Origin of the sequence: Sediminibacterium sp. (genome assembly GCF_030695065.1) — a bacterium.
Taxonomy (GTDB): Bacteria; Bacteroidota; Bacteroidia; order Chitinophagales; family Chitinophagaceae; genus Sediminibacterium.
On record NZ_JAUYTR010000023.1, the window covers coordinates 363,237 to 387,901 of the forward strand.

A 24,665-nucleotide genomic window follows, 5' to 3' on the forward strand; every position below is an offset into this window, starting at 1 on the left:
TTATTTAAGGTATTTATTAAACCAGCCAATATATCTTTCAAAACGATCTTTTACATAACTAGGGGTACTGATACCATGAAATTGTCCTGGATAAATAATCAGCTCCGTAGGGGTTCCCAATGAACGGAGTGCTTGATACATTTGCTCACTCCCTACTGCAGGTACATTAAAATCTTTTTCTCCTACCATAAACTGTGTAGGCGTTTTTATTTTATCTGCTTTCAAAAATGGATAAGACAATTTTAAATAACGATCCATATTTTTCCAAGGAGCACCCAACTCGTTGTCGTATTGGTTAATATATTGATCAACGCCATATAACGAAGAAACCATTGCTACACCCGCACCACTACTAGCTGCTTTAAAACGATTATCGGAAGCAATTAAATAATCGGTTAATATGCCTCCATAACTCCAACCAACAATTCCCAATTTGTCTTTATCGGCCCAACCTTTTTCAACTGCATAATCTACGGCACCTTGAATATCGATTACTTCTTTGTTTCCCCAATCGGCACTGATGGTTTTAGAATAATCCCAACCACGTCCACTGCTACCGCGATAGTTTACACCTACTACCATATAACCAGCAGCTGAAAGCATTTGTCTTGTTAAATCAAAACCGTATTCATCCTGTGCCACTGGCCCACCATGTATATAAAATAAAGTAGGTAATTTTTGTGTAGCAGGAATATTGGCAGGGCGAAGCATAACACTAGATACTTTGGTTCCATCTGAACTAGTAGAGCTGTAACCGTCTACAGAAGCGAGTTCTAGCGAAGCAACAAATTCATCTTGGTGTTTGGTTAATCTTCTTGGAACACCATTTTCAACTGCATATAATTCAGCTGGCAATTGAGGTTCGCTCATACTTGCCACCCAGTTGTTATTGCTATGCGCTTGTAAAGCGGCATAACTTCTTTTGCCTCCAGCAACTTTAGTTAGCGCACCCGTTGCAAGATTAAACTGACCAATATATCTTTCTCTATCATCTGCAATTAATACCGCAATACTATTTCCATCTTTTGAAAATTTGATATTGCTCACAGGTCTATCCAAAGACTTAGAAAGTAGTTTGGGCTGAGTAGTTCCTGCTGCATCAATAATGGTTAGGTATTGTTCTTGGTATGCTGTGTAAGTTTCAGAAGCGGAACTTAAATATGCAATGGTTTTACTATCCAAACTCCAAACCGGGCTATCATCTGAACCTGGCCATTTAGTTAATTGCTTAGCTACTGCTTTGGGCTTTGCTTCCATTACAAAAATATCGGTATTGATATTTCTATCTGGATCTGCTGTGGTATTGCTCACAAAAGCAATATGTTTTCCATCAGGACTAAAAACCGCACCACGTTGATCAAACTCCCCACTAGTAAGTGTATCTATTTTCTTGCTTGCAACATCAAATAGGTATAGGTGGATGGGATCACGCTGCGTAATATATCCCACTACGTCTTGCTTAAACTTATAACGATCTATTACAATGGGCTTGGGGGTCTTTGGCTTTGATGTGTCTGCTGGTGTTTTGATGGTCATCAATATTTTTTTCCCATCTGGACTCCAGGAATAATCCATCAAGTTAGATTTTAGATTGGTCAGTTGTTTGCCCTCCCCACCCAATCTATTCATTAACCAAATTTGACTATTGGTTGCACCATTTCGTGCTGAAACAAAAGAAAGGTATTTGCCGTCTGGGCTCCATCTTGGTTGTGATTCCGCATCGGGGCTATTCGTCAATTGTATCGTTTGCTTTCCATCCCAACTCACCATCCATATATCGGTATTGCGTTTGTTTTGAGCAGAATCAACAGATGATACGGTATAAGCAACCCAATTCCCTTCTGGTGATACTTGCGGATCACCTAAGGTTTGCAAACGATACACGTCGGCGGGTTGTAATTTTCTTTTGGCTGTTGTTGTGCCAGCATTCTGTGCTGTAATTGTTTGCGAACTCAATAATGAAAGAGCCAGCAAGGAGAATAGCATTTTTTGTTTCATGCGTTGGGGTTTAAAAAGGACTATCAAATAATTCTTGTAAGATAAAAAGAAATACAGCAGGTCTAAAAAAAGCTTGAACAAAAATCAGTGGCAGTTTCTCTAATGATTTCTACACTAGGATGGTTAAAAGAAGGCGCTGGGTTGGGATCTACCACCATGGTTTTTTTACCATTATTGATGGCCATTTGTAATGCCCCATAGGTAAAGCCTACGGAATTGGATGTGCCCATAAAAATAATGGTATCTGCTTCATCCATCCATTGATGCGCTTCTTCGTATTGATATAATTCGGTATAATATTCATCAAACAATAAAATATGCGGTCGCTCCGATTTATTTTCATCAATGCTTCCGTTGCTGTGGATATGAAATAACTCAAATAATTCCTGTTCTAAATTATTTTCGTCTACGGTATCCCAGTTGGCTAACGCTAATTCTTCGCGATATTGCGCATGAATTCTTCTCTTATAATTAATGTTTCCGTGAATTTCAATTAGGTTTTCTAATGGATGCTTAGCCTTAATATGAAGGTTGTCTATATTTTGTGTGATGACTTTTATATTCTTCGTGGCCAATATTTTATGTGCCTTATTGGGCAATGCATCTTTACAACTTACAAAGCGATGATAGTACCATTGTAAAAACGATCCAGTGTTGGTTCTAAAATTTTGATAGGTTGCCATTTCCGTTGGGTTTTCATTCCATATTCCATTCTTTCCTCTAAAAGGTTGAATGCCCGATTCTACAGAAACGCCAGCCCCTGTAATGACAACTGTATTTTTCATAAACTAAATTTAATTCGTTCGTTTGAATATTGTGTCGTCAATATTATTTTCAAGGCTGCATACTTGGTTTCGTTAGCATCTTTAAAACAATTACCTTAGAATCAATCCTGATGAAAAAATCTTGGTACATATTACTGGTTCTTGTTGCATGGTTAATCAGCTTTACTATACAAGCACAGGTATACTGTGGTTATGATCTCGGAAGAGCAGACAGTGCTAAAGCAAACTTTTTTAGGGCCGAAGAACAAAAAATGAATTTTGCCATTCGTGCGCAAATTTTAAAATCAAGGGCAAGCATTTTTTCAAAAGGCGAACTTCAAAATAAGTCAACTGGAATTAAAAGTACCAGCACGTCTCCTTTACCCGCTACTGTTTATATTCCCGTTGTATTTCATATCATAGATGAAAATCCTTTCTCTATAACAGATGCAATGGTGCAAGCAGCTGTAGATGATTTAAATAAAGCTTTTGCACACCAAGGCGCTTATGGAGTTGATACTTTAGGAGCCGACACTCGTATACAATTTAAGTTAGCTCAAAGAACGCCTACTGGTGAAAAGTCAAATGGCATTAATAGAATTAAATCATTTTATGATACAGTTGATGTTGACCTTGAAGACGCTGCATTAAAAAACCAGATTAAATGGGACCCTGCTAAGTATGCCAATATTTGGGTGGTAAAAAAAATCAATGGTGAAATTCAACCCAGTGTTTTTGAATGTGGCCAATGGACCCGAATGGCTTATGGTGGTTATGCATCTGCTGGTGGTGGAATGGTAGTAGCAGGTTTAGTGACTTCTATTATTGCTCACGAATTGGGGCACTACTTGTCTTTGTTGCATACATTTCAAGGAACCAATTGTGTAAACAATGACTGCACCACAGACGGTGATCGGGTATGTGATACCCCTCCAGACAGAAGCACACAAGGATCCGACTGTAACAATCCAGAAAATTCTTGTGGAACAGATACCCTTTCAGGTCCCTTTACAGTAGACATGCGCGACAATATTTCCAACTTTATGGATTATGGTACCAGTTGTCCAACTGTTTTTACACCCGGACAAGGAGAGCGTATGCGAGCATTCTTAGCCGTATTTAATGGTGGGAGTTTGTTGGTGAGTGACGGCGCAACACCTGTATGTGCCGATAATATTAATGCATTGTATGAAGTAACAAACAATCCTTTTCCTTTGATAGGTACTTCAGTAGAATTTACTAACCGTTCTATTGGTGCAAGTAATTATGAATGGTGGATTAAGAACACCGCAACAGGTGCCGAGTCTTTAGCGGCAACTACCATCAACCTTACCTATCTTTTTTCTACGGCCGGTACGTATGCAGTTAAACTGAAGGCTTTCACTAGTTCGGGCACTTGTACGAGTAGCTACTATACACAAATAATAGTAAGCTGCGGAACTGTTGCTCGGTTTTCGCCTGATAAAAGAATTGTTGCATCTAAGAACGCTATTTACGAAGACACAGTCACTTTTAAAAACTATTCAGAAAACGCAGATAGTTTTGAATGGTATATCAGAAACAATACAACGGGTATTCAACAATTGGTAAGTACAGCGGTTGATTTAAAATATTCTTTTCCATCATCTGCTAATTATAGTATTTCATTAAGGGCAACCAAAGGAAGCTGTATTGCCAATTCACAAATATTTAGTTTAAATGTTACAGAAGCAACCAGTGATGCGGTGCTTGATTTGTATTCGGTTAACTGCTACAATAACGATTCAATCAGATTGTTTTTTGGCGTTAGAAATATTGGTGTAGATACCATACCCGCAGGCACTACCGTTCGGTTTTATGATAAAGACACTTTATTGCCTGGCAGAAAAGCCTTGGACTCGCTTTTTAAACTGCCAGCCGATATCTCGGGTAATTGTTCGGCCACTTATGTACATTATGTAAAAGTAGATAGAAACAGACAAGACTCTATTTACTTAATATTAGATGAAGAAAATGCCATTCAGGAAATTAGTAAAACCAATAACCGCACACGAAGATTTTTGTTTCAGCCAACCCGAAGCATTACTCCAAAAGATACTACTGTATTGGTAAATAGTACACAAAGTTTTAGACTAAATCATGCGCCTGATCCACTAAGCTCAATACTTTGGACCAGTAATACAGGAAGTTTTAGTTGTACCAATTGTTTAACGCCGTCTATGAAAATATTGGATACCACTTATTTGAAAGTAAAAACTGTTACGCAGTATGGATGCGAAGATTCGGCTACAGCTACTATAAATATTTTTCCGAACGACTTAATAGTGAGTGATCAAGCCATATTTTGTTATAAAAACAATGACAGTGTTTTTACCAGCACAAAGCTTTGTTTACTCAACGGATATGAACAATTAACAAAATCAATTAAGGTTCAATATTTTGATACACTAAAAACTGAGCCAAGCGCTAGGCTATTGTACGAAGTGATTATTCCAGCGTCTACTGCTTTTAGCAATGGCTGCGCTACAATCAGTCATTCATTTGCTAGAAAAGGGGCAAACAATATTTATGTTTACATGAATCCAGACTTGGCTATTTACGAGGAGCAAACCAATAATAATAATATATCTGCACCTTATAAAGTATTTGCTATTGGCTTACCAATAACTCAATTGGCTATTCCTAGAGGAGATCCATATCCTTTGTCTATTTTACAATTGGGAGAACCTGTTACCAATATTCTTTGGACCCCAAGCTTTGCATTCAATTGCACCGATTGTTTAACGCCCATACTTAAAACAAATTCTTCCACCATTATTTCAGCAATTGCGAGTAGCCAATATGGATGTATAGATACGGCTTCCATTCCTGTGAATGCTTATTTTACTTCTCACTTATCGTTGCCCAATGTGTTCTCACCCAATGGAGATGGCAAGAACGATTATTTTTATGTGATAGCAGGAAAAGAAGTAACACAAGTAAAACTGTTTAGAATAATGAATAGATGGGGGGCAACTGTTTTTAATAAGTCAGGAACTTTACCCAATAGTTATAAAGATGGATGGGATGGAACCTATAACGGAAAACCAGCAGAAGCTGGAACCTATATTTATCAATTAATGGTGTTGCTATCAGATGGTACAACAGAAACTTATAAAGGAAATATTACGCTACTCAGATGATGCAACAGCCAATGAAAATCTTTTTAATTAGAGCATGGATGGCCATTGGGTTAGTGGCATCATTGAGTAATATGGCGGATGCACAAGACCCTAGTTTTTCTCAATTTTTTTCTTCACCGTTAACGGTGAACCCAGCATTAACGGGAAACTTTAATGGTACCATGAGAGCGGTAAGTAATATTCGTTCTCAAAATGCGGACTACAACAATGCATATAACACTAAAACCGTTTCGGTAGATTTTAATTTAATGTCGAATAAAATAAAATCAATTGATCGGCTAAGTATGGGTATTCTTTTTCTATCTGATCAAACTGGAAATAAAATTATTACGCAAAATAATTTAGGTATTTCATTGTCGTATATGAAGGGATTAGATGATGAACAAAAAAGGTCTATCACGTTAGGTTTCCAAAGCAATTATAGCAATCGTAGATTTAATTCTGCCAATGCACAATTTGAAGACCAGCTTACGCCTGGCGGTTTTACGCTACCAAGCGGAGACATTCTTTTAAACAACAACTTGAGTAAATCGGCTATAGATATCAATACTGGAATAGTATTCCAATATGCGCCCACCAGTGAACATCATTATTATATTGGAGCTTCTCTTTTTAATTTACTTCAATCTCAAAAAGAATTTGGTAGCAACACTAGTATTGCGCCTTTACGCAAAACGATTCATGGAGGTATGATGATTCCTGTTGGTTATGCGGGTACCTTTCATGCAAGTTTTTATTTTCAACAGCAAAAGTCTTTTAACCAGTTGTTAATTGGAGGCGCTTACAGTCATTATATTAAAGATGCTTTGCGCTCTTATGTTGAATTATACTTGGGTGCTTGGTATAGAACAGACCAAAGTATCATCCCTTATATTGGTATTGAATGGAATTACTGGAGACTGGGATATACCAACGATATGAGTTTTAGCAACCGCATTACCGCAGGACAATTGCGTTACTCTAACGAAGTTTCATTGTACTATACCTTAAACAAAGACAAGAGTTTACTGAAGTATAAGTGTGGGGTGTTTTAGGAAACCGTTACAAGTCGTTTATAACTTTATACTTTGGCACTAGTGTTTTCATAATAGTCCAGGCAATCAAATAGGCAACCCCACAAAAAACAAACATAATGGTATAACCTGTTTCAATATGCCCTATGGCTTTATATTTATCAAAAAGAGCGCCACCTACTTTTGTAACCAAAACACCACCAATACCCCCAGCCATACCACCAATACCTACTACAGAAGCTACCGCTTTCTTGGGAAACATATCACTCACTGTAGTAAACAAATTAGCACTCCAAGCTTGATGTGCTGAAGCCCCTAAACCAATTAGTAAAACAGGTAACCAAAAACTAATTCCTCCCAATGGCTGTGCTGCTAAAACAACTAATGGTATAATAGCAATTAACAACATCGCGCGCATCCTACCATCGTAAGGCTCATAGCCCTTTTTCATAAAATACATAGGGAACCATCCACCCCCAATGCTTCCAATCATCGTCATGCTATACAGCACTGCCAAAGGGAACATGATATCTGTACCAGTCATTCCGTACTGATCTTTTAAATAAGCAGGCAACCAGAAAAGAAAAAACCACCATACTCCATCAGTAAAAAACTTACCAACTGCAAATGCCCAGGTTTGCTTGTATGCTAAGAGCTGAATCCAACGTATTTTTTCATTCTTGTTTTCTGCTACGGCATCTTGCTCTTTATCGCTTAGGATATAGGCAAGTTCAGTCTTCGAAAGTCTTTTTTGCTGATGAGGTCTTTCATAATAAAACAGCCAAATAAATAACCAAATAAATCCCAATATACCCACCACAATAAAAGCTGCTTCCCAACCCCAATTTATTGCCATCCATGGCACAGTAAGGGGCGCAAGTATTGCGCCAACATTTGCTCCAGAGTTAAAAATACCCGTTGCTAAAGCACGCTCTTTTTTAGGAAAATATTCAGCTGTTGCTTTTATAGCAGCCGGAAAATTTCCTGACTCACCAAAACCTAATACAGCTCTTGAAAACATGAATCCTAAAACACTCACAGAAAAAACACCAAAACCAGCCCAACTTAGTAGAGCTCCAACACTCTCTCCAATTGGTATTGCTGCTGCATGAAGCATGGCTCCAATAGACCAAATAATTATCGCCCAACCAAAACCCCATTTAGTACCTAACCAATCAATAAACCGTCCAGCAAATAACATGGAAATCGCATAAGTGAATTGGAAAACAGAAGCTATATTGGCATAGTCGGTGTTGCTCCATCCAAATTGATCTTCTAATGTGGGCTTTAATAAACTCAGTACCTGCCTATCTAAATAATTGACAGTAGTAGCAAAAAAAAGTAGCGCACAAATAGTCCACCGATATTTTCCAATACGTTGCATACTATTTTATTTATGATGATTAATATTATTATAATGCTTCCATGAGCTTGGTTGTTTGTAGCTGTAGCTCTTCAAATAATCTCTCTTCCAAAATTTTGGTTGTAATCAACTTGCTGCCCAACCCTGTTGCTAATGCACCTGCATCTAGCCAAGTTTTCACATTGCTGGCTTCTGGCTCTACGCCTCCTGTTATGATAAAATCGGTATTACTAAATATTGGTTTTACTGCAATAACAAATTCAGGCTTTAACACATTACCTGGAAATAATTTCACTATAGTACAACCCTCATTAACAGCAATATGTATTTCTTTTGGTGTCATACAGCCAGGTATCCAACAAACAGCTTTTTCCTTTGCTACGCTGGCTACCCCTTCATCAAAAAAAGGGCTAATCAATACATCTGCACCTGCTGCAATAAAATCAATTGCATCATCGGCTTTAGCGATTGTTCCAACAGCTAAAATGAGTTCAGGCATCAAAAGATTTCGTGCTTCTACCAGCGCTTTAAAACAATCTTTTGCAGCTATTCCCCTATTTGTAAACTCAACCATTCTAATGCCAGTATTATACAATGCCTGCGTTAATAAAACAGTTACTGAGGGATCAGGATGGTAAAAAAGCGGAAGTATTTTCTGCTGTTTTAATATTGTCTGTATGCTTGTTGACTGATTGTTCATACACCTATCCTATTTAAAATATGGTTGACGGTTTGTTTTGTTTGATCGCCTATTTCACCCATTTTACCCACTGCTGCTGAAGCTGCAAAATCGATTATTTGCTGGGGTGATTGCAGTTGCTGAATTCCGAACAATAGGCCTGCCATAAAGCAATCGCCACTTCCAACTTTATCCACTACCTGATGTAGTAAAAATTCTCGAGACACAACAGTTTGACCCTGACGATGCAATACCGCAAAATAAATTTGATCCAATCGAAAAGTATAAGCAATCGTTTTTACTTGTTGGTACTTCTGCAGCAATAATTGCATACTCTGCAATGCTGCTTGAATTAATTCATCTTTGCTTTTGCCTTGACTATTTTTGATTGTAGATGGAATTTTTAATAGCTGTTCTGCAGCCCAAATATTACCCATTACAATATCTGCTTGCTCAATCAAAGGATGCATCACTTCTTGAGGTTCTTTACCATATTGCCAAAGTTTAGCTCTATAGTTGAGATCTATAGAAACCGGTATGGATTTCAATTTAGCTTCGCCAATCGCTTCAATACATACATCTGCTACCTGTTGATTTAATGAGGGATTAATGGCACTAAAATGAAAATGAGTGCAATCAGTGAATAATTTTTTCCAATCAATCATTCCCACTTGTAGTTCAGAAAATGCGGAATGGGCACGATCGTAAATGACCCCACTTTGCTTTAAATCGGCACCTTGTGGTAAATAATAAGTACCAATTCGCTCACCGCCCAATTCAATGGCAAGGCTTATTTGTTGATCCTGAAGTTCACCAATAATTTCTTGTGTCAATGTATGATTGGGTAATCGAGTACAATACCTCACTGGCAATCCCCAACACGCGAGTGCTGCAGCAACATTCAGTTCTGCTCCACCTATATAGGTAGGGATCATTGCATCAAGTATCCACTTTCTATTTAAAGGTGGAGAAAATCGCAGCAATAATTCACCAAATGAGCAAATCATTTATTGGTTTTATTTAGATGATCAATAACCACATTCACTTTTGTATTGAGCTTGTTTTTATAATCATTTAAATATGCATACCAATCTTTTGCATTAGTAATTTCATTTGCCCTATCCCAAGCTGCCCCGGTGTAATAACTAAAATTGCTATTTGTTTTAATGGTAAATTTTGTAAGAAAATGTTCTTTGGTATTGAGCATTGCTTTTACTGTGTTGGGGAAAATACATCCCACCCCAGTTGTTCCAAACTTAGGATCAGTAGGCTCCCAATAAGCCATAATTCCATTAGCTTGATTAAAATAATGATTTGTTTCTCCGGGTCTTTTGATAATTCCAACAACTACCGGTAATGAATCACGCGATATAGTTGATAAATGAATGGCTATTTTGCTCAACTGGGAACCAGCATCAATCGATATCGTTTTCGTCATGCTTACCAGATCACCTGCAACATTCCAAGGCGCATAAGTTAATTTAAAAGTAGTGCGAAGTGGACCATTATCTAGTACTTCCCAGTTTTGATAATTTTTAGGAAAATAAATTGAATCGTTTATAAATGGCGCAATATTTCCTGCACCTAATGTAAGACCCACATGGTAATAGTCTAGTCCATCGCCATTATCCGTATGGTAATCCTTTAGTCCATATCTTTTGTTAATCACTAATTGATCGGTACGCTTTACCCATACATCAATTCCGTTGGCATTTTCATTGGTGCCTTCCAACGCTTTCCCATATACACGGAAAGCAATTTTATCGTTCTCCCATGCAAAATCATCTTTGCGCTCAGGAACATATCGAGCATATGTTTTTGATACAAATGGGGTATGTGGTGCAGCAATAATATTATATTGTCCTATTTGTCCTGGAATTAAATCAACCTCTAATAACAACTGCTGAGGAACTTTATTTCCGAAGTATGCTAACTGATACATTACTTCTTTTTTAGAAGACCAATCAATTATCTTAAAATTAGTGGTGTCAATTGAGGGATAGTTTTTTAGGATTTGCTGCCATTCAATTGAAACAATTTTTTTTCGTTGCGCCTTTTTAGCATTATGTGTTACACGAATGGTAAATTCTTTTTTGTCTTGAGCAAACAAATCTGTCTGTTGAAAACATATGACCAAGCCTATAACAGCTGTAAAAATTTTATGTAGCATAAAGAAGAATTGAGTTCAAAAAATAACTGATAACGAAACAGTATTTTATTTTAAGGTAGGGATGGGATGTGGGTCCATATCGGTGAACTCCATGTTCTCACCCGCCATCCCCCAGATAAATCCATAATTTGATGTACCACAACCATAGTGCATAGACCAAGGAGGAGAAATAACTGCCTCATGGTTTGCCATAACAATATGCCTGGTTTCTTGTGGTTCTCCCATAAAATGAAAAACTCGGTGCTCAACAGACAAGTCAAAATAACAATAAACCTCCATTCGTCTTGTATGTGTATGAGGCGGCACCGAGTTCCAGACACTGCCATTTTCCAGTACAGTTAAGCCCATCACTAACTGACAACTTTTGATTCCATCTAAATGAATGTATTTATAAATGGTTCTTTTATTAGAAGTAGATTGATCCCCCAATTGCAATGGAGCTGATTTCTCTTTCAACATGATTGTTGAAGGATATTTATGATGAGCTGGTGTTGATAATAGATAAAAAAGAGCTGGATCCTTTGAATCTAAACTTTTAAAGTTCACCTCTTTTGTTTCCTTTCCAAGGTAAATACAGTCCAGTTTGTTAAGCGTAAAGTTCTCCCCATCAGCATGTACAATACCTGCACCTCCAATATTAATAATGCCCATTTCTCTTCTTTGCAAAAAATAATCGGCTTTTAATTCTTCTTCATTAGACAAAACAATTGTTGTATCAACTGGCTTAACGCCACCAATAATGATTCTATCAAAATGAGAATAAACTAATTTGATACAATCATTTTCAAATAAGTTTTGTACAAGAAATTGGGCTCTTAGTTCTTCTGTTCCAAACTGTTTTACTTCATTTGGGCTATTGGCAAATCGGGTTTCCATTTTACATTTATTTTAGATCAGTTTTATCGAGCCATCCATCCACCATCGACAAATAATACTGTTCCGTTTACATAATTAGAAGCAGCTGAAGCAAGAAATACAACAGGCCCTTTAAAATCAGCTGGCACTCCCCATCGACCAGCAGGTATTCTATCTAATATTGATTTACTTCTCTCTGGATCCTCCCTTAAAGCTTGTGTATTATTGGTTGCAATATATCCAGGTGCAATTCCATTCACACAAATGCCTTTGCTTCCCCACTCGTTACCAAATGCTCTTACAAGGCCTGCCACAGCAGATTTGCTGGCAGTATATCCCGGCACATTAATACCTCCTTGAAAGCTGAGTAAAGAGCAAGTGAAAATAATTTTACCGCCTCCATTTTCAATCATATGTTTTCCAAACTCTCGCGCAATAATAAACTGTGCATCCAAATTAATAGAGATCACTTTATCCCAATATTCATCTGGATGTTCTGCAGCGGGTTTACGCATAATAATCCCTGCATTATTTACCAATATATCAATCTGCTTATTAGTTGATTTTACATTATTAATGAATGCATAAAGTTGCTCTCTATCGGAGATATCCACTTTGTGATAAGTAAAACTTCTTCCCGTTGCTTCAATTACAGACTGGGTTGCAGTGCAATCATCCACAATAGATGCACCTACAATATCTGCACCCGCTTCTGCCAATGCCAATGCCATGCCTTGACCAAGGCCTGTATCGCAGCCAGTAACTAAGGCTGTTTTACCGTGTAAACTAAAAGACGCTAATGTGTTCATATAACTACAATTGAAGCACTGATTAAATAAGGGTAATAGACTAATTTGATTTTAATATGTTAAGCCATTCAGGAAGCTTTCCCAAACGCAATAACAATTGGGCTTCATACAATGAAGCAGGACTAACAGGCTGACCCATTGACTCCGCATATTTAAGATGCTTCTCAACAAAACTTGTATTAGCACCATGATACCCTACTAAAATAGGATAAGGCATTCTCCACCACTGATTCTCTTTTACGGTTGGCCAAAAATCAAAATTGGTATAGGCTTCATTGGTTTGTTTATAATTCCAGAAAACCAATCCAGATAAATGATTCGGCATATTGAATAATGCTCCACCAGCTCTTCCACTTAGTAAACCACCAGTTACATTATCAAGCAAAGTATTTCTTGGTTGTGAAGAATGAGATTCAAAACAAGTTGTAGGTGGATAAGTTACTTTGTATAATACTGTATTGGTAGAAAATCCATTCACCCCGTAAGAATGCCACATTCCTGCTTTATCAACTAGGTTTGCCATCAGTACGTTGGTGCCTCCCAAATTAAAAATTGCTTCATGACCAGGAGTACCATCTATTACACAATTCAATACACTTACATTGGCTCCTCCACCAATTTGAACAGCCACATTTACGTCGGTAAATCGGGCATTCCTAATCCAAGAATTGGTTGTTTTAGAAAACTGAATTAAAGACCAGCCACTATCATCGGTAGCAGAACCATGATGAATAAATTTATCTTTCCAATTGCCTACAAACGCAATTGCTTCTATACCTACTTCGGTATTATTTGAATATTTATATATTTCCCATTGATGTTTTGGATCAATTGGATAAATAATAGGTGATACCAACGTAATCGTGTTATTGGAAACCGATTTAACCTGATGCACCAGTTTTACATGCACTCCTTCATTCAGTATATAGGTCCATGTATCATCTGTTTTTAAGTCACCAATCTCATACTTTAATAAATTGGGATCGGTACTTTTCATTTCTAATAAAATCCATTCACCCGCTTTTATTCCTTTTACACTATTCAAAGTAATATTAAAACTACCCTTATCTGTAGCCGAAACAACTTGTCCAATATTGACATTTTTGGAGGCTGCATTAAACTGAATCATAGAAGGAGTCGTCCACATTTTATTAGGATCTACTGGTTCTAGTTTATTCTTCATAAATAATTCAGTACCATTGTTGCCTGAGCCACTTCCTCTGAAAACGATATTACTGCAGTTGATTTTTATTGGCTTATGATCATCTCCATCTTCATTGATTAAAAAACGACCTTTAGGAAAATAGACAATCCCTCCTCCATTTTTAGTGGCTTCTGCGATGGTTTTTTCAATCGCTATTTTGTCTGAAATTGCATCGTTTGGAATTGCACCAAATTGGGTAATATCAAAAACCTTGGCTTTTACATCTGGTATTGCTTTTTCTCCATGATGATATCCTACGTATGAAAAATTGGGGAGTATAGAAGTTGATGGATTTTTCGCATATTCATCTAGTATCTCAGCTCTTTTTTGAGCTGAGATAGATAAGATGAAAAACAACTGAAGTGTTACAAAAAGAATATTGGATTTATACATCTGCATTTGAATAGTTTTGATTTCAAATTACCATCCTGGATTTTGATTCATCAACTTATTAACGGTTATCTCAGCTGCTGGTATTGGATAAAGCTTATGTTTATCTCCAACATTTTCACCACTCAAAGCGCCATAGGCAAATCCACCCCCATTAGCCCTTTGATCAGCAGCCACTGCCTTCATAGCAGTTACCAATTTTCCCCAACGCACTAAGTCGTCTTTTCTTAAACCTTCAAAACATAATTCCCTTGACCTTTCATCTTCAATGGCTAGTTGAAATGCATCTTTAGATAATCCTGGAGCTAGGTCTGCTAAAACACTTGGCGTTCCAATAGGTAATCCATACCCACGTCTTCTAACTTGATTAATAGCATCATAAGCAGTTGCGGTAGGACCATTAACTTGATTCTCTGCTTCAGCTAACATTAGCAATACATCGGCATACCTTAAAATAGGAAAATTAGTAGGGCCATGATTTTTGTTTTTAGGATAGAGCAATTCATATGATCTTCTCCATTTAGCTGCATCTCTACCATAAATATTAACGGTAGGGGCAATAGGTACTCTTGCTCCAGTTGTGTTATTATAAGTATAAGTAGTGAGTGTCCAAGATCTCCTTAAATCTGCATTTGCATACAACTTGAAAAGTCTTCCCGTACCTTTTATAAAACCATAACAATAACCAGAGTCTGCCTCAAATCTTACAGCAGTCATGGTAATTCCCATTGTATTTCCTACTCTACCTGTTTCAAGATATCCGTCAGCCCTGGTTCCTTTGAAATCAGCCTCCCACATACTTTCTTTCACATCATAAATATCTTGTGAATGATTAATGAATACCTGACTATATGCACTATTGGTAAGTGCAGCATTAAAAGTTGTTCTCAACGCATGTTCACCTGAAGACTGCACTTTTTTAGCCCAAGACAAAGCTTCAGCATATTTTGTTTTATCGTTTACTGGGTTACCAGCCATATACAAACAAACCCTTGCTAATATTCCCTGTACAACAGTTTTAGATACCCTGCTCGCGTATCCTATTGTAGTTGCAGTTTTCACTTTTCCCTCTGCATCAGTCATGTCTTTTAATATTTGCTTATAAACATCAGCTGAAGGAGTCCGAGCAATATCCGCATTATTGGGTGAACTTGTTGGCGTGAGACGAAGAGGAACATCACCAAATTTTGACACCAATAAAAAATAATAGTATCCTCTTAAAAACAACGCTTCTCCAAGAATGGCATCTCTTTGAACAGCATCCATTTGAGGAATATTAATATTGGCAATTAATTGATTGGCTCTATTGATTCCAATATAACAATTCGCCCATAATGCTGCTACTCGATCATTAGCAAAATCAAAGTTGTGTACCATAATCCCAGTAGTTTGACCTGATCTAGCATAATATCCATCGTCGGTACCACCACTCCATTCTAACCATAAATTGTTCCCGTACATTGCCTCTGTTCCAATCACATCATATACCCCAGCCAAAGCACTGGTTAATTTTGCTTCAGAGTTATAATATTCTACAGGAGTTAAAGAGTCTGTTGGTTTTGTCTCCAGAAATTTTTTACAACCAGATAAACCAACTATTGCCGAAACCGCTATTATTGTTACTGTTATTTTTTTCATACAATCAATTTTGGAAATTTAAAAAGAAATATTTGCACCAAAAGTTATCGTTCTTGCTCTAGGGTAAGTTGAATAATCAAATCCTGGTGTTAATGCAGAATGATAGGCACTAACTTCGGGATCCATACCAGTATATTTTGTCCATGTAATCAAATTCTGGGCTGAAACATAAACCCTAAAACCTCTGATCTTTAATCGTTTTAAAACTGAGCCATTTAAATTATAGCCCAATGAAACGGTTTTTAGTCTTAAAAATGAGCCATCTTCTACTAATGAAGACGAATAGCCGCCACCAAAGTAACCCCTGGTTCTATGAATAGTAGAATTCTGATTATCAGGAGACCATCTGTTTGCATACCCGGCAAATTGATTAAAGTTTAATCTATTCACCCCATTACCTTCAAATAAAAGTCGATTATTATTCAATATATCATTTCCATAAGACCATTGAAAAAAGATATTTAAATCAAAATCTTTGTATGTAAAATTGTTTGAGAAACCTCCGATATGCTTGGGTACACCATTACCAATTACTGTATAATCATTTGCGTTTACTACTAAATCACCATTTAGATCCTTATACTTAATATCTCCGGGCCTAATATTAGCTCGAGTGTTACCATTTGTTGGTACTGTAGTTTTCAAAACATAATTACCTGGAGTTGGTTGATCAAAATCAGCAATCTGATAAACCCCATCTGATAAATACCCATACATTTGACCTAAGGGTTGACCTACACGAGCAATATATGCTGGCGTATTTCTCCAACCATTATCCCAATTAATAGAACTCAATAAAAAGTTTTGGTTCTCTGCTAGTCCTAAAACCCTGCTTCCACTACCTGTTAGCGTTATATTAAAATTAGAGCTCCAGCTAAAATTCTTATTTTTTATGTTTAGTGTTGTTAAAGTGAATTCAAATCCTTGATTTTCTACACTTCCAACATTTTTAAACGCCCTATCAAATCCTGTTGATGTAGGTAAACTTGCAAATAACAATAAATTAGAAGTCGTTTTCTTATAATAATCAACTGTCAACAAAATTCGCTGATTTAAAAATCCAAGATCTAGTCCAATATCAGTTTGCTTAGTGGTTTCCCATTTTAAATCTGTATTTCCTAAAACAGTTGGAACAATTCCACTTGCATAACTATTATTGAAAACATAACTGTTTCCAATTGGTAATCCATAGGTAGTTAGGTAGGCGAAATCTCCAACCCTATTGTTTCCAGTTACTCCATAGCTGACTCTTAATTTACCATCAGAAAGAAATTTAAGATTGTTGGCAAATTTTTCATTACTGAAACGCCAAGACGCTGCAGCCGATGGAAAATAACTCCAATGATTGGCAGATGAAAATTTAGAAGAACCATCCGCTCTAAAGGATGCGGTTAATAAATATTTTGAATCATAACTATAGTTTAAACGACTCAATACGGAAGCCATGGTCCACAAAGAACTTGTAGCAGTCACTGGTAGCAAGTTGCCTTCATCCAAACCGCTTAAGCCTAAGTTTTCATTGGGTAATTTATCTGCCGATATTCCGTAGGTTGCAGTTTTTGCACCTTGTGCAGTAAATCCGCCTAGCAAATTAATCTGATGCTTATTAAATTTTTTATCCCAAGTGAGTGTATTCTCGCTTAACCAAGAATTAAATTTATTGAAAGTAATAGAGCCATTAACTCCGTTTGCACTTCCTGGAAATCCATATTGTGTTCTTGAATTATTGAAAACATCGTTTTCACGCATATTATCAACAAAGCCTAAACTCATCCTTAATTTAAGAGAAGGGATAATTGCATATTCCGCATAGGCGTTTACTCCTAAACTTTTTGTTTTGTTTTCGCGAACTAAATTATTCAGGTTGATAACTGGATTAACCCTGTAATCATTGGCAGGGTCTATACTAGGATCTTGTAAAACGTTTTCAATATCATCAACATTGGGTGTAACAGGTCTAGCTCCCCAAACCGCAACCATAATATTATGAGAAAAAGCAAAAACGGATTGACTAGGACTTATACCTGATTGTTGCAGGCTGCTATAGTTTGCATTAATACCAACTTTAAGTTTGCTATTTACTGTTTGGTCTAACACTACTCTACCCTGATACCGTTTATATCCTGAGCCAATCATAATTCCATCCTGATTTAACACAGAGCCAGAAATTGAGTATTTTGTTTGAGCATTCCCCCCCCTTATTGATAAATTATAATTCGCCATGGGTGCTTGTCTCAAAACAAGATCTTGCCAATCAGTTCCCTTTACAGATTTGTAATCATCCAATGTTTTACCATTAGCTAAATAAACTTGAGTAGGAGAAGGAAAATTAGTTGGAGAAACTGGCGTTGGATCATACTCAATTTGATATTTCACAAAATCATAAGCACTCATCATTGGAATTTTTCTCAAATTATTTTGAACACCGTATGAAGCATCAAAACTAATTACAGCAGGTCCTTCTTTTCCCTTTTTAGTTGTTATTATGATTACACCATTTGCGCCACGTGCTCCATAAATGGCTGTAGCAGATGCATCTTTTAGAACTTCTATGGATTCAATATCTTTAGGATTAATGATATTGTTATCTTGGTTTTCTATTGGGAAACCATCTACAACATACAATGGTGAATTATCTTGTGTGATAGAGTTGTTTCCCCTAATAACAATATTAATACCTGATCCAGGTTGACCACTTTCAGAACTTACTTGAACACCCGCTACTCTTCCAGCTAAAGCTTCATCAAATGACCTTACAGGTGCTTTGTCTAAATCTTGAACATTAACTTTAGCAACTGATCCTGTTACATCTTTCTTTCTTTGCGTTGCATAACCAATCACAACAACTTCTTCATCTTCGGTTATGGTTTCTTTAAGCGAAATGTTCAACGTGGTAGATTTTTCAACCAAAATTTCTCTGTTGCTATATCCAACAGATGAAAAAACTAATGTTACACTTTTTTGTGGTACACTAATACTATAACTACCTGTTCCGTTGGATGCAGTAGCTATTTTGGTTCCTTTTGCAATTACAGAAACGCCTTCTAAGGGCTTTCCATCAGCGCCAGTAACGACACCTTTAATAACCACTGATTGAGCAAGTAGTCCATCTGCAATTAAAAGCAGAATTAAAGCAAGCAAGCAATTTTTCATATATAATGTTTAGCAATTAAAAAAAGTTGATTTATGGGGCACTAATTTTGGTGAGTTGATTATTTCGCAATAACGCTTCAAGAAAATAATAGTCTGCATATACAAGAGGTACATCAATTTCATTACCGTGCGGAAAACTTCCAACTGAATGTTTAAGAATAAAATACCCATTGGTACCAGTATCTGCCAAATAGGCTGAAGAGGATAGGGTATTGATGGTAGATAAGGCAAAGTCTTTATACTCTTTTCCGTTGATCCCTAACTGTTCACTTAACTCAAACAAAGCAGAGCTAACAATTGCAGCAGAAGAAACATCTCTTGGAATATAGCTAAATAAATTAGGATTGTATTTCCAGTCTGGAGTGAACCCTTTTTGATTAACATTAAAATCCCAATAAGGAATTTTATCTGATGGAAGATTTGGGTGGTTGATGTAAAAATTAGCCATTCCTTTTGCAGCTTCCAAGAAGCGAACGTCTTGCGTTTCTCTGTAAATCATTGTAAATCCATAAATTCCCCAAGCTTGTCCACGAGCCCAAGTTGAATTATCAGCATATCCCTGACAGGTTTGCCTATTCAATACTTTTCCAGTAACCGAATCATAATTAACCACATGATAAGAGCTATAATCTTTTCGAACGTGATTTTTTAAAGTTGCTTCTGCATGCTTGATAGCAACGTTTCTGTAGATTGGATCTCCAGTTTCTTTTGTAGCAAAGAAAAGTAATTCAAGATTCATTAAGTTATCCATAATAACAGGATAATACCAAACAGTTTTACCATCCCATGAAGCACGATAATCCCAAGATTTGATGCTGCCTACCGTTGGATTAAACCTTGAAATCAACGATTTAGCTGATTGAATTAATATGTCTTTATATTTTTTGTTTTGGGTGATTCTATAAGCATTTCCGTAACTACAATACATCATGAAGCCTAGGTCATGGTGGCTTTTGTTGAACTGATTACTCTCTAAGCTTTCCGTCCACCTTAAAGCCTCTTTTTTAAAATTAGCATCTTGGGTATACTCATATAAATACCAAAGATTACCAGGCCAGAATCCTCCAGTCCAGTCGTCAATGGACACATATTTAGTATTCCCATTTTTATCGGTTGTTCTAGGATAGTTCTTAAGTTCAGAGGAGTGCTTAAGCATTTGACTATACTGCTGTTTTGCAACTTCCATCACTTCTTTTATAGGCTTCGCTTTGTTGTCGGTATTTTCAATAAAAACAAAAGCAAAGGAAAAGGTGATAAGAACAAACAGAACAATCGTTCTGTAGAGCGTCTTTTTTAACTGCATATTGGCAAGCTTTTTTCGTTAAATGACCAATACACAAATCTTAACAATCTCTTTAAAACAAAAGGGGTAGAAATATCTTGAAATAGGGGTTGTTTTTTATTTTATTGCAGAATCTGACCCCTTTTCGTATTCGGTTAAGTATTCAGATGGAGATTTTCCATAAAATCTTTTAAACTCTTTACTGAAATACTTTCGATCATTAAATCCAACTTTCCAAGCAATTTCAGAAATATTCAACTTATCTTTTATAAGTAAATTAGCTGCTCTTTTAAGGCGCAAAGATTTTATAAACTCTCCAATAGGAATTTTTACCAATGCACTAAACTTTTTATAGAGAACAGCCTTACTCATGCCTAACTCCTTTGATAAAACTGGCACACTAAAATTTGGCTCCTCTAAGTTTTCGTCAACTATAGCCATTAGTCTTTCCATAAATTTTTTATCAACAGTACCAACTTCTACATCTAACGGTTCTAAAAATATTTTCTGACTATAGTGCTGCCTTAATGATTCCTTTGATTTTAAAATATTGGTGATATAGTTTTGCAAGACAAGTACACTAAAAGGCTTGCTAATATAAATGTCTGCCCCGCTTTCAAGTCCTTCAATTTGGTGTTCCTCGGCTGCTCTTGCGGTAAGCATAATCACAGGGATATGACTAGTTCTTTCGTCCTTTTTCAAGTTTTTACAAAACTCGTTGCCGTCCATTTCAGGCATCATCACATCGGTAACAATCAAATCTGGTAGCTCGTTCACCGCAATTTCCCAACCTTTCTTGCCATCTGGCGCTTCATATAATTCATAAAGATGCTCTAGGCAGTTTTTGATAAAACCCCTTAGTTCATCATTGTCTTCAATAATCAAAATTTTTTTGTTTCCCATATTAATAAATTGGGCACTACTCAACTATTGTGAAATTACCATCAAAATGATTATATCCTTTTTGTAAGTTAATTATAAAACAGGTTTCATTAGATCCTGTGTCTTTATTTATGCTAGAATAAAAACTAAGTTTTCCTTTATGCAATTCTATCAAAGCTTTTGAAAAAGCCAAACCAATGCCTGATCCAATATGTTTCAAGCTACCCGTATCGGCCTGATAATAATTATTAAATATCTTACTATGTGCTTCTGGTGGAATTCCAATGCCATTGTCAGAGATTTTTATCTCTATAAACTCAGGAGTAGATTCCAACAAATCAACTGAAACAATACCCCCGTCAGCGGTAAACTTTAAAGCATTAGATAACAAATTTGAAAGCACAATTTCCATGTAATGTGAATCAAAATACAAGGGGATATTTTCTTTTGAAGAATTAAAAGTATACGCAATTTTTTTTGCATCAGCTTCGTTGATGAATTTTTCAAATTGTCCTTTTGCAAATGCTACAATATTTGAGCAGCTAATAGTTAGATGAGTATGACCTGATTCTGCTTTTCTAAAATCAAGCAATTGGTTTGTCAACCTCAAAAGTCGATCCGCATTTCCCTTAATGGTCAATAATAACTTTTGAACTTGCCCATTTTGAGACAATAACCCAGATAGCATTTCAACTGGACCCATGATTAAAGTTAGGGGTGTTCTTATTTCATGAGAAATATGGGTAAAAAAGTCCATTTTCATCTGATGCAATTCTTGTTGTTTAACATTTACTAAATGTTCATAACGTAGTTTTCGTTTTAGAGCAATACGAGATGAAATAAAAAATATAATGGAGAAAGAAATTAACGAAATAACTAGAACATATAAAGTATATGCCCACCATGTTTTCCATGGCGGCGGAAGAATGGTTATTTGAATGACTAAAGGAGATTCAGTCCATACACCATCATTATTAGAAGCCTTGATGTATAAATTATAATTTCCTGATGGAACATTGGTAAACGCTGCTTTCTGATCGTTGGTGTAAATCCAATCTTTATTGTATCCTTCCAGCAGATACGCCGACTTGTTCTTATATGATTTAATAAAGTTTATTACAGCGTATTCAATTGAAATTACATTCTCATTGTAATTCAATATTAAATTATTGGTTTGCGAAATATCTTTAGATAAAATACCAGATGAATCAAAACTGTTAATCGGCTGACCATTGATCATTAAACCTGTAAATATTATTTCAGGGGCTTTTAAGTTCAAGGAAATTTTTTTTGGATCAAATTCAACCAATCCATTGTGCGTTCCAAATAAAAGGTTTCCTTGCTTATCCTTTAAAAAAGAGCGATAATTAAAAACGTTACCGGGCAACCCATCGTAAGTATTAAATGTATAAAACTTACTTCTATCAGGACCAAGAAAACTAAGGCCGTTATTAGTACTTACCCATAAATTATTTTCGTCATCAGCAACTATTCCAACAACCCTATTTCCAGCTAAACCATCTTTAACTGTGTACGTTTTAAACTGATTCGTTTCTCTATTAAATACAGATAAACCAGCATAAGTTCCCACCCAAATTTGATTTGACTTATCCTCCGCTATACAATTAATATAGTCCGATTTTAATTGGTCTTCATTATTACCTTTTAAAAAAATTCGTGTTTTGCCATCAATATTCGACAAAAGATTAATCCCTTTTTTTGTTCCAATCCAAATACTTTTTTGGGAGTCTTCAAATAAATAAGTAATAGATTCATTAGATAATACCTGCCCTTTGAAGAAATTACTGAAAGTTTCAATTTTTCTATTAGCGCGACTAAAAATATCAATTCCACTTTCCTCAGTTCCTATCCAAATATTTTGCTTATCATCATACAAGAGAGCATTTACTGCATTTGAACTAATAGTGTTTTTGCCTTTATTTCTGCCGAACTCAATTAGTTTTCGGCCAGTTTTATCAAGCACATTAACACCACCTCCACCATGCATGGCAACCCATAAATTTTGTTGATCATCAATTATCAATGACTTAACTAGGTTAGAACTAAGCTTAGGTTTGTCGCTTTCATCGTAAATAATATTTTTGAATTGCCGTTTTTTCCTATCAAAATAATTAAGCCCTTCAGCTTCTGTTCCAATCCAAAGATTATTTTTTTGATCTTCCACAATTCCACTGATGATATTACTACTAATGGAATTTTTGTTTATAGACTGCTGATGAATAATAAAGGGTGAGCTATTTGCTTCAATATAATTTAATCCTCCAAAAAAAGTGCCTACCCAGAGATTACCTTGCCTATCCTCCATTAATTGATAAACAGAATTTGAAGTAAGCGAATACTTATTTTCTGGATGATGAATAAAAGAAAAATGATTTCCTGCTTTTGGGGAAAACAAATCCAATCCTTTTAAAGAGCCTACCCAAATTTGTCCTAATTGATCTGTGTAAACTTTACGCACCACATTACTAAGTAGTTTTTGAGTACCAATATTGTGCTGATAATGTTGGGTAATTTTAAAATCTTTATTGACTACAAAAACACCATTATTAGATGTTCCAATCCAATAATTGGTAAGGCTATCCCTCGTAACCGAAGTCACATCAAGCTTATTAAATATTGTCTTTTCAATTTTGTATTCTTCCTTCTTATTATCAATTGCCAGCTCAATAAGCCCCTTCGTACTACCAATCAATATTTTACCATTATCGGAATCATAAGTACACGAAATATTTGCAAACGCTAATTCAGGATACTCATTCAATTGAATATGAATAAATAAAGTAGTATCATTTCTTAATACAGCTTTATTTAATCCCTTAGCTGTTCCTACCCAAATATTACCTTTTCGATCTTCATATAAAGTGTTTATCGAATTGTTCGATATACTGAAGGGATCATTGGGTGAATGAAATAAAAAGGAAAAAGAATCAGACCTATTGTCATATATATACAAACCGTTGTTGGTACCAATCCAAATTCTATTTAAGCTATCAGATAATAAACAGGTAATTTTTACACTAGGTCCAATAGGATTTTCATTATAAAAGGACTTAAACACTTTAACCCTTTTACCATCAAACCGATTTAGCCCATCCATAGTTCCAATCCACAAAAACCCTTTTTTATCTTGAGTAATAGACAACACAGATTCCGAAGACAATCCATCTTCAACCGAAAAACGATTAAAATGAATATTATTCTGCCCTGAAATTTTGAGTGAAATAAATCCCAGTATAATTAGAAATAAAAGTTGGTTCTGTAATTTCTTGGGCATGAATAATAA

At 36.0% G+C, this 24,665-nt stretch carries 16 protein-coding genes; 2 read left to right on the forward strand and 14 right to left on the reverse strand.

Annotated elements, in window-relative coordinates; all coding sequences use genetic code 11:
- Both Q8S25_RS12415 and Q8S25_RS12420 read right to left on the reverse strand, forming a co-directional pair.
- Complete coding sequence (locus tag Q8S25_RS12415; RefSeq protein WP_305538214.1) at positions 1-1,998, reverse strand: S9 family peptidase; 1,998 nt, start codon at positions 1,996-1,998, stop codon at positions 1-3.
- Positions 1,999-2,060: 62 nt separating this feature from the next.
- Positions 2,061-2,783, reverse strand: a complete 723-nt coding sequence (locus Q8S25_RS12420) for a Sir2 family NAD-dependent protein deacetylase (protein ID WP_305538217.1) — start codon at positions 2,781-2,783, stop codon at positions 2,061-2,063.
- 110 nt (positions 2,784-2,893) lie between these two features.
- Here Q8S25_RS12420 and Q8S25_RS12425 point away from each other — a divergent pair, with 110 nt between their 5' ends.
- Both Q8S25_RS12425 and Q8S25_RS12430 read left to right on the forward strand, forming a co-directional pair.
- Positions 2,894-5,923, forward strand: a complete 3,030-nt coding sequence (locus Q8S25_RS12425) for a gliding motility-associated C-terminal domain-containing protein (RefSeq protein WP_305538219.1) — start codon at positions 2,894-2,896, stop codon at positions 5,921-5,923.
- 11 nt (positions 5,924-5,934) lie between these two features.
- On the forward strand, positions 5,935-6,957 hold the full coding sequence (locus Q8S25_RS12430; protein ID WP_305538221.1) for a PorP/SprF family type IX secretion system membrane protein: 1,023 nt from the start codon (positions 5,935-5,937) through the stop codon (positions 6,955-6,957).
- A gap of 7 nt (positions 6,958-6,964) precedes the next feature.
- Here Q8S25_RS12430 and Q8S25_RS12435 read toward each other — a convergent pair whose 3' ends face one another.
- The 12 genes from Q8S25_RS12435 to Q8S25_RS12490 all read right to left on the reverse strand — a co-directional run bounded on the left by Q8S25_RS12435 (position 6,965) and on the right by Q8S25_RS12490 (position 24,656).
- Positions 6,965-8,320 (reverse strand): MFS transporter, encoded by a 1,356-nt coding sequence (locus Q8S25_RS12435; protein ID WP_305538223.1) that lies wholly within the window; start codon positions 8,318-8,320, stop codon positions 6,965-6,967.
- Between the two features lie 28 nt (positions 8,321-8,348).
- Positions 8,349-8,999 (reverse strand): bifunctional 4-hydroxy-2-oxoglutarate aldolase/2-dehydro-3-deoxy-phosphogluconate aldolase, encoded by a 651-nt coding sequence (locus Q8S25_RS12440; protein ID WP_305538225.1) that lies wholly within the window; start codon positions 8,997-8,999, stop codon positions 8,349-8,351.
- Positions 8,996-9,985 carry a sugar kinase gene (locus Q8S25_RS12445; RefSeq protein WP_305538227.1) on the reverse strand — a complete coding sequence of 330 codons (990 nt, stop codon included), beginning with the start codon at positions 9,983-9,985 and terminating at the stop codon, positions 8,996-8,998. The genes Q8S25_RS12440 and Q8S25_RS12445 overlap by 4 nt, the downstream gene beginning before the upstream one ends.
- The gene (locus Q8S25_RS12450; RefSeq protein ID WP_305538229.1) at positions 9,982-11,148 is read right to left on the reverse strand and encodes a DUF4861 family protein; all 1,167 of its coding nucleotides are present in this window, start codon (positions 11,146-11,148) and stop codon (positions 9,982-9,984) included. Before Q8S25_RS12450 ends, Q8S25_RS12445 begins: the two co-directional genes overlap by 4 nt.
- A 45-nt stretch (positions 11,149-11,193) precedes the next feature.
- A complete protein-coding gene (gene kduI, locus Q8S25_RS12455; protein WP_305538231.1) occupies positions 11,194-12,024 on the reverse strand; it encodes a 5-dehydro-4-deoxy-D-glucuronate isomerase in 831 nt (276 codons plus the stop codon).
- A gap of 23 nt (positions 12,025-12,047) precedes the next feature.
- The gene (kduD, locus tag Q8S25_RS12460; RefSeq protein ID WP_305538233.1) at positions 12,048-12,812 is read right to left on the reverse strand and encodes a 2-dehydro-3-deoxy-D-gluconate 5-dehydrogenase KduD; all 765 of its coding nucleotides are present in this window, start codon (positions 12,810-12,812) and stop codon (positions 12,048-12,050) included.
- 40 nt (positions 12,813-12,852) lie between these two features.
- The gene (locus Q8S25_RS12465) at positions 12,853-14,415 is read right to left on the reverse strand and encodes a DUF4955 domain-containing protein (RefSeq protein ID WP_305538235.1); all 1,563 of its coding nucleotides are present in this window, start codon (positions 14,413-14,415) and stop codon (positions 12,853-12,855) included.
- Positions 14,416-14,436: 21 nt separating this feature from the next.
- Positions 14,437-16,044 carry a RagB/SusD family nutrient uptake outer membrane protein gene (locus Q8S25_RS12470; protein ID WP_305538237.1) on the reverse strand — a complete coding sequence of 536 codons (1,608 nt, stop codon included), beginning with the start codon at positions 16,042-16,044 and terminating at the stop codon, positions 14,437-14,439.
- Between the two features lie 18 nt (positions 16,045-16,062).
- The gene (locus Q8S25_RS12475) at positions 16,063-19,197 is read right to left on the reverse strand and encodes a TonB-dependent receptor (RefSeq protein ID WP_305538239.1); all 3,135 of its coding nucleotides are present in this window, start codon (positions 19,195-19,197) and stop codon (positions 16,063-16,065) included.
- Between the two features lie 31 nt (positions 19,198-19,228).
- The gene (locus Q8S25_RS12480; protein ID WP_305538241.1) at positions 19,229-20,500 is read right to left on the reverse strand and encodes a glycoside hydrolase family 88 protein; all 1,272 of its coding nucleotides are present in this window, start codon (positions 20,498-20,500) and stop codon (positions 19,229-19,231) included.
- Between the two features lie 96 nt (positions 20,501-20,596).
- Entirely contained in the window at positions 20,597-21,382 is a 786-nt protein-coding gene (locus Q8S25_RS12485; RefSeq protein WP_305538243.1) for a response regulator, read from the reverse strand.
- Positions 21,383-21,398: 16 nt separating this feature from the next.
- Positions 21,399-24,656: a two-component regulator propeller domain-containing protein gene (locus Q8S25_RS12490; protein ID WP_305538245.1), complete on the reverse strand. Its 3,258-nt coding sequence runs from the start codon at positions 24,654-24,656 to the stop codon at positions 21,399-21,401.
- Between the last annotated feature and the right edge of the window lie 9 nt (positions 24,657-24,665).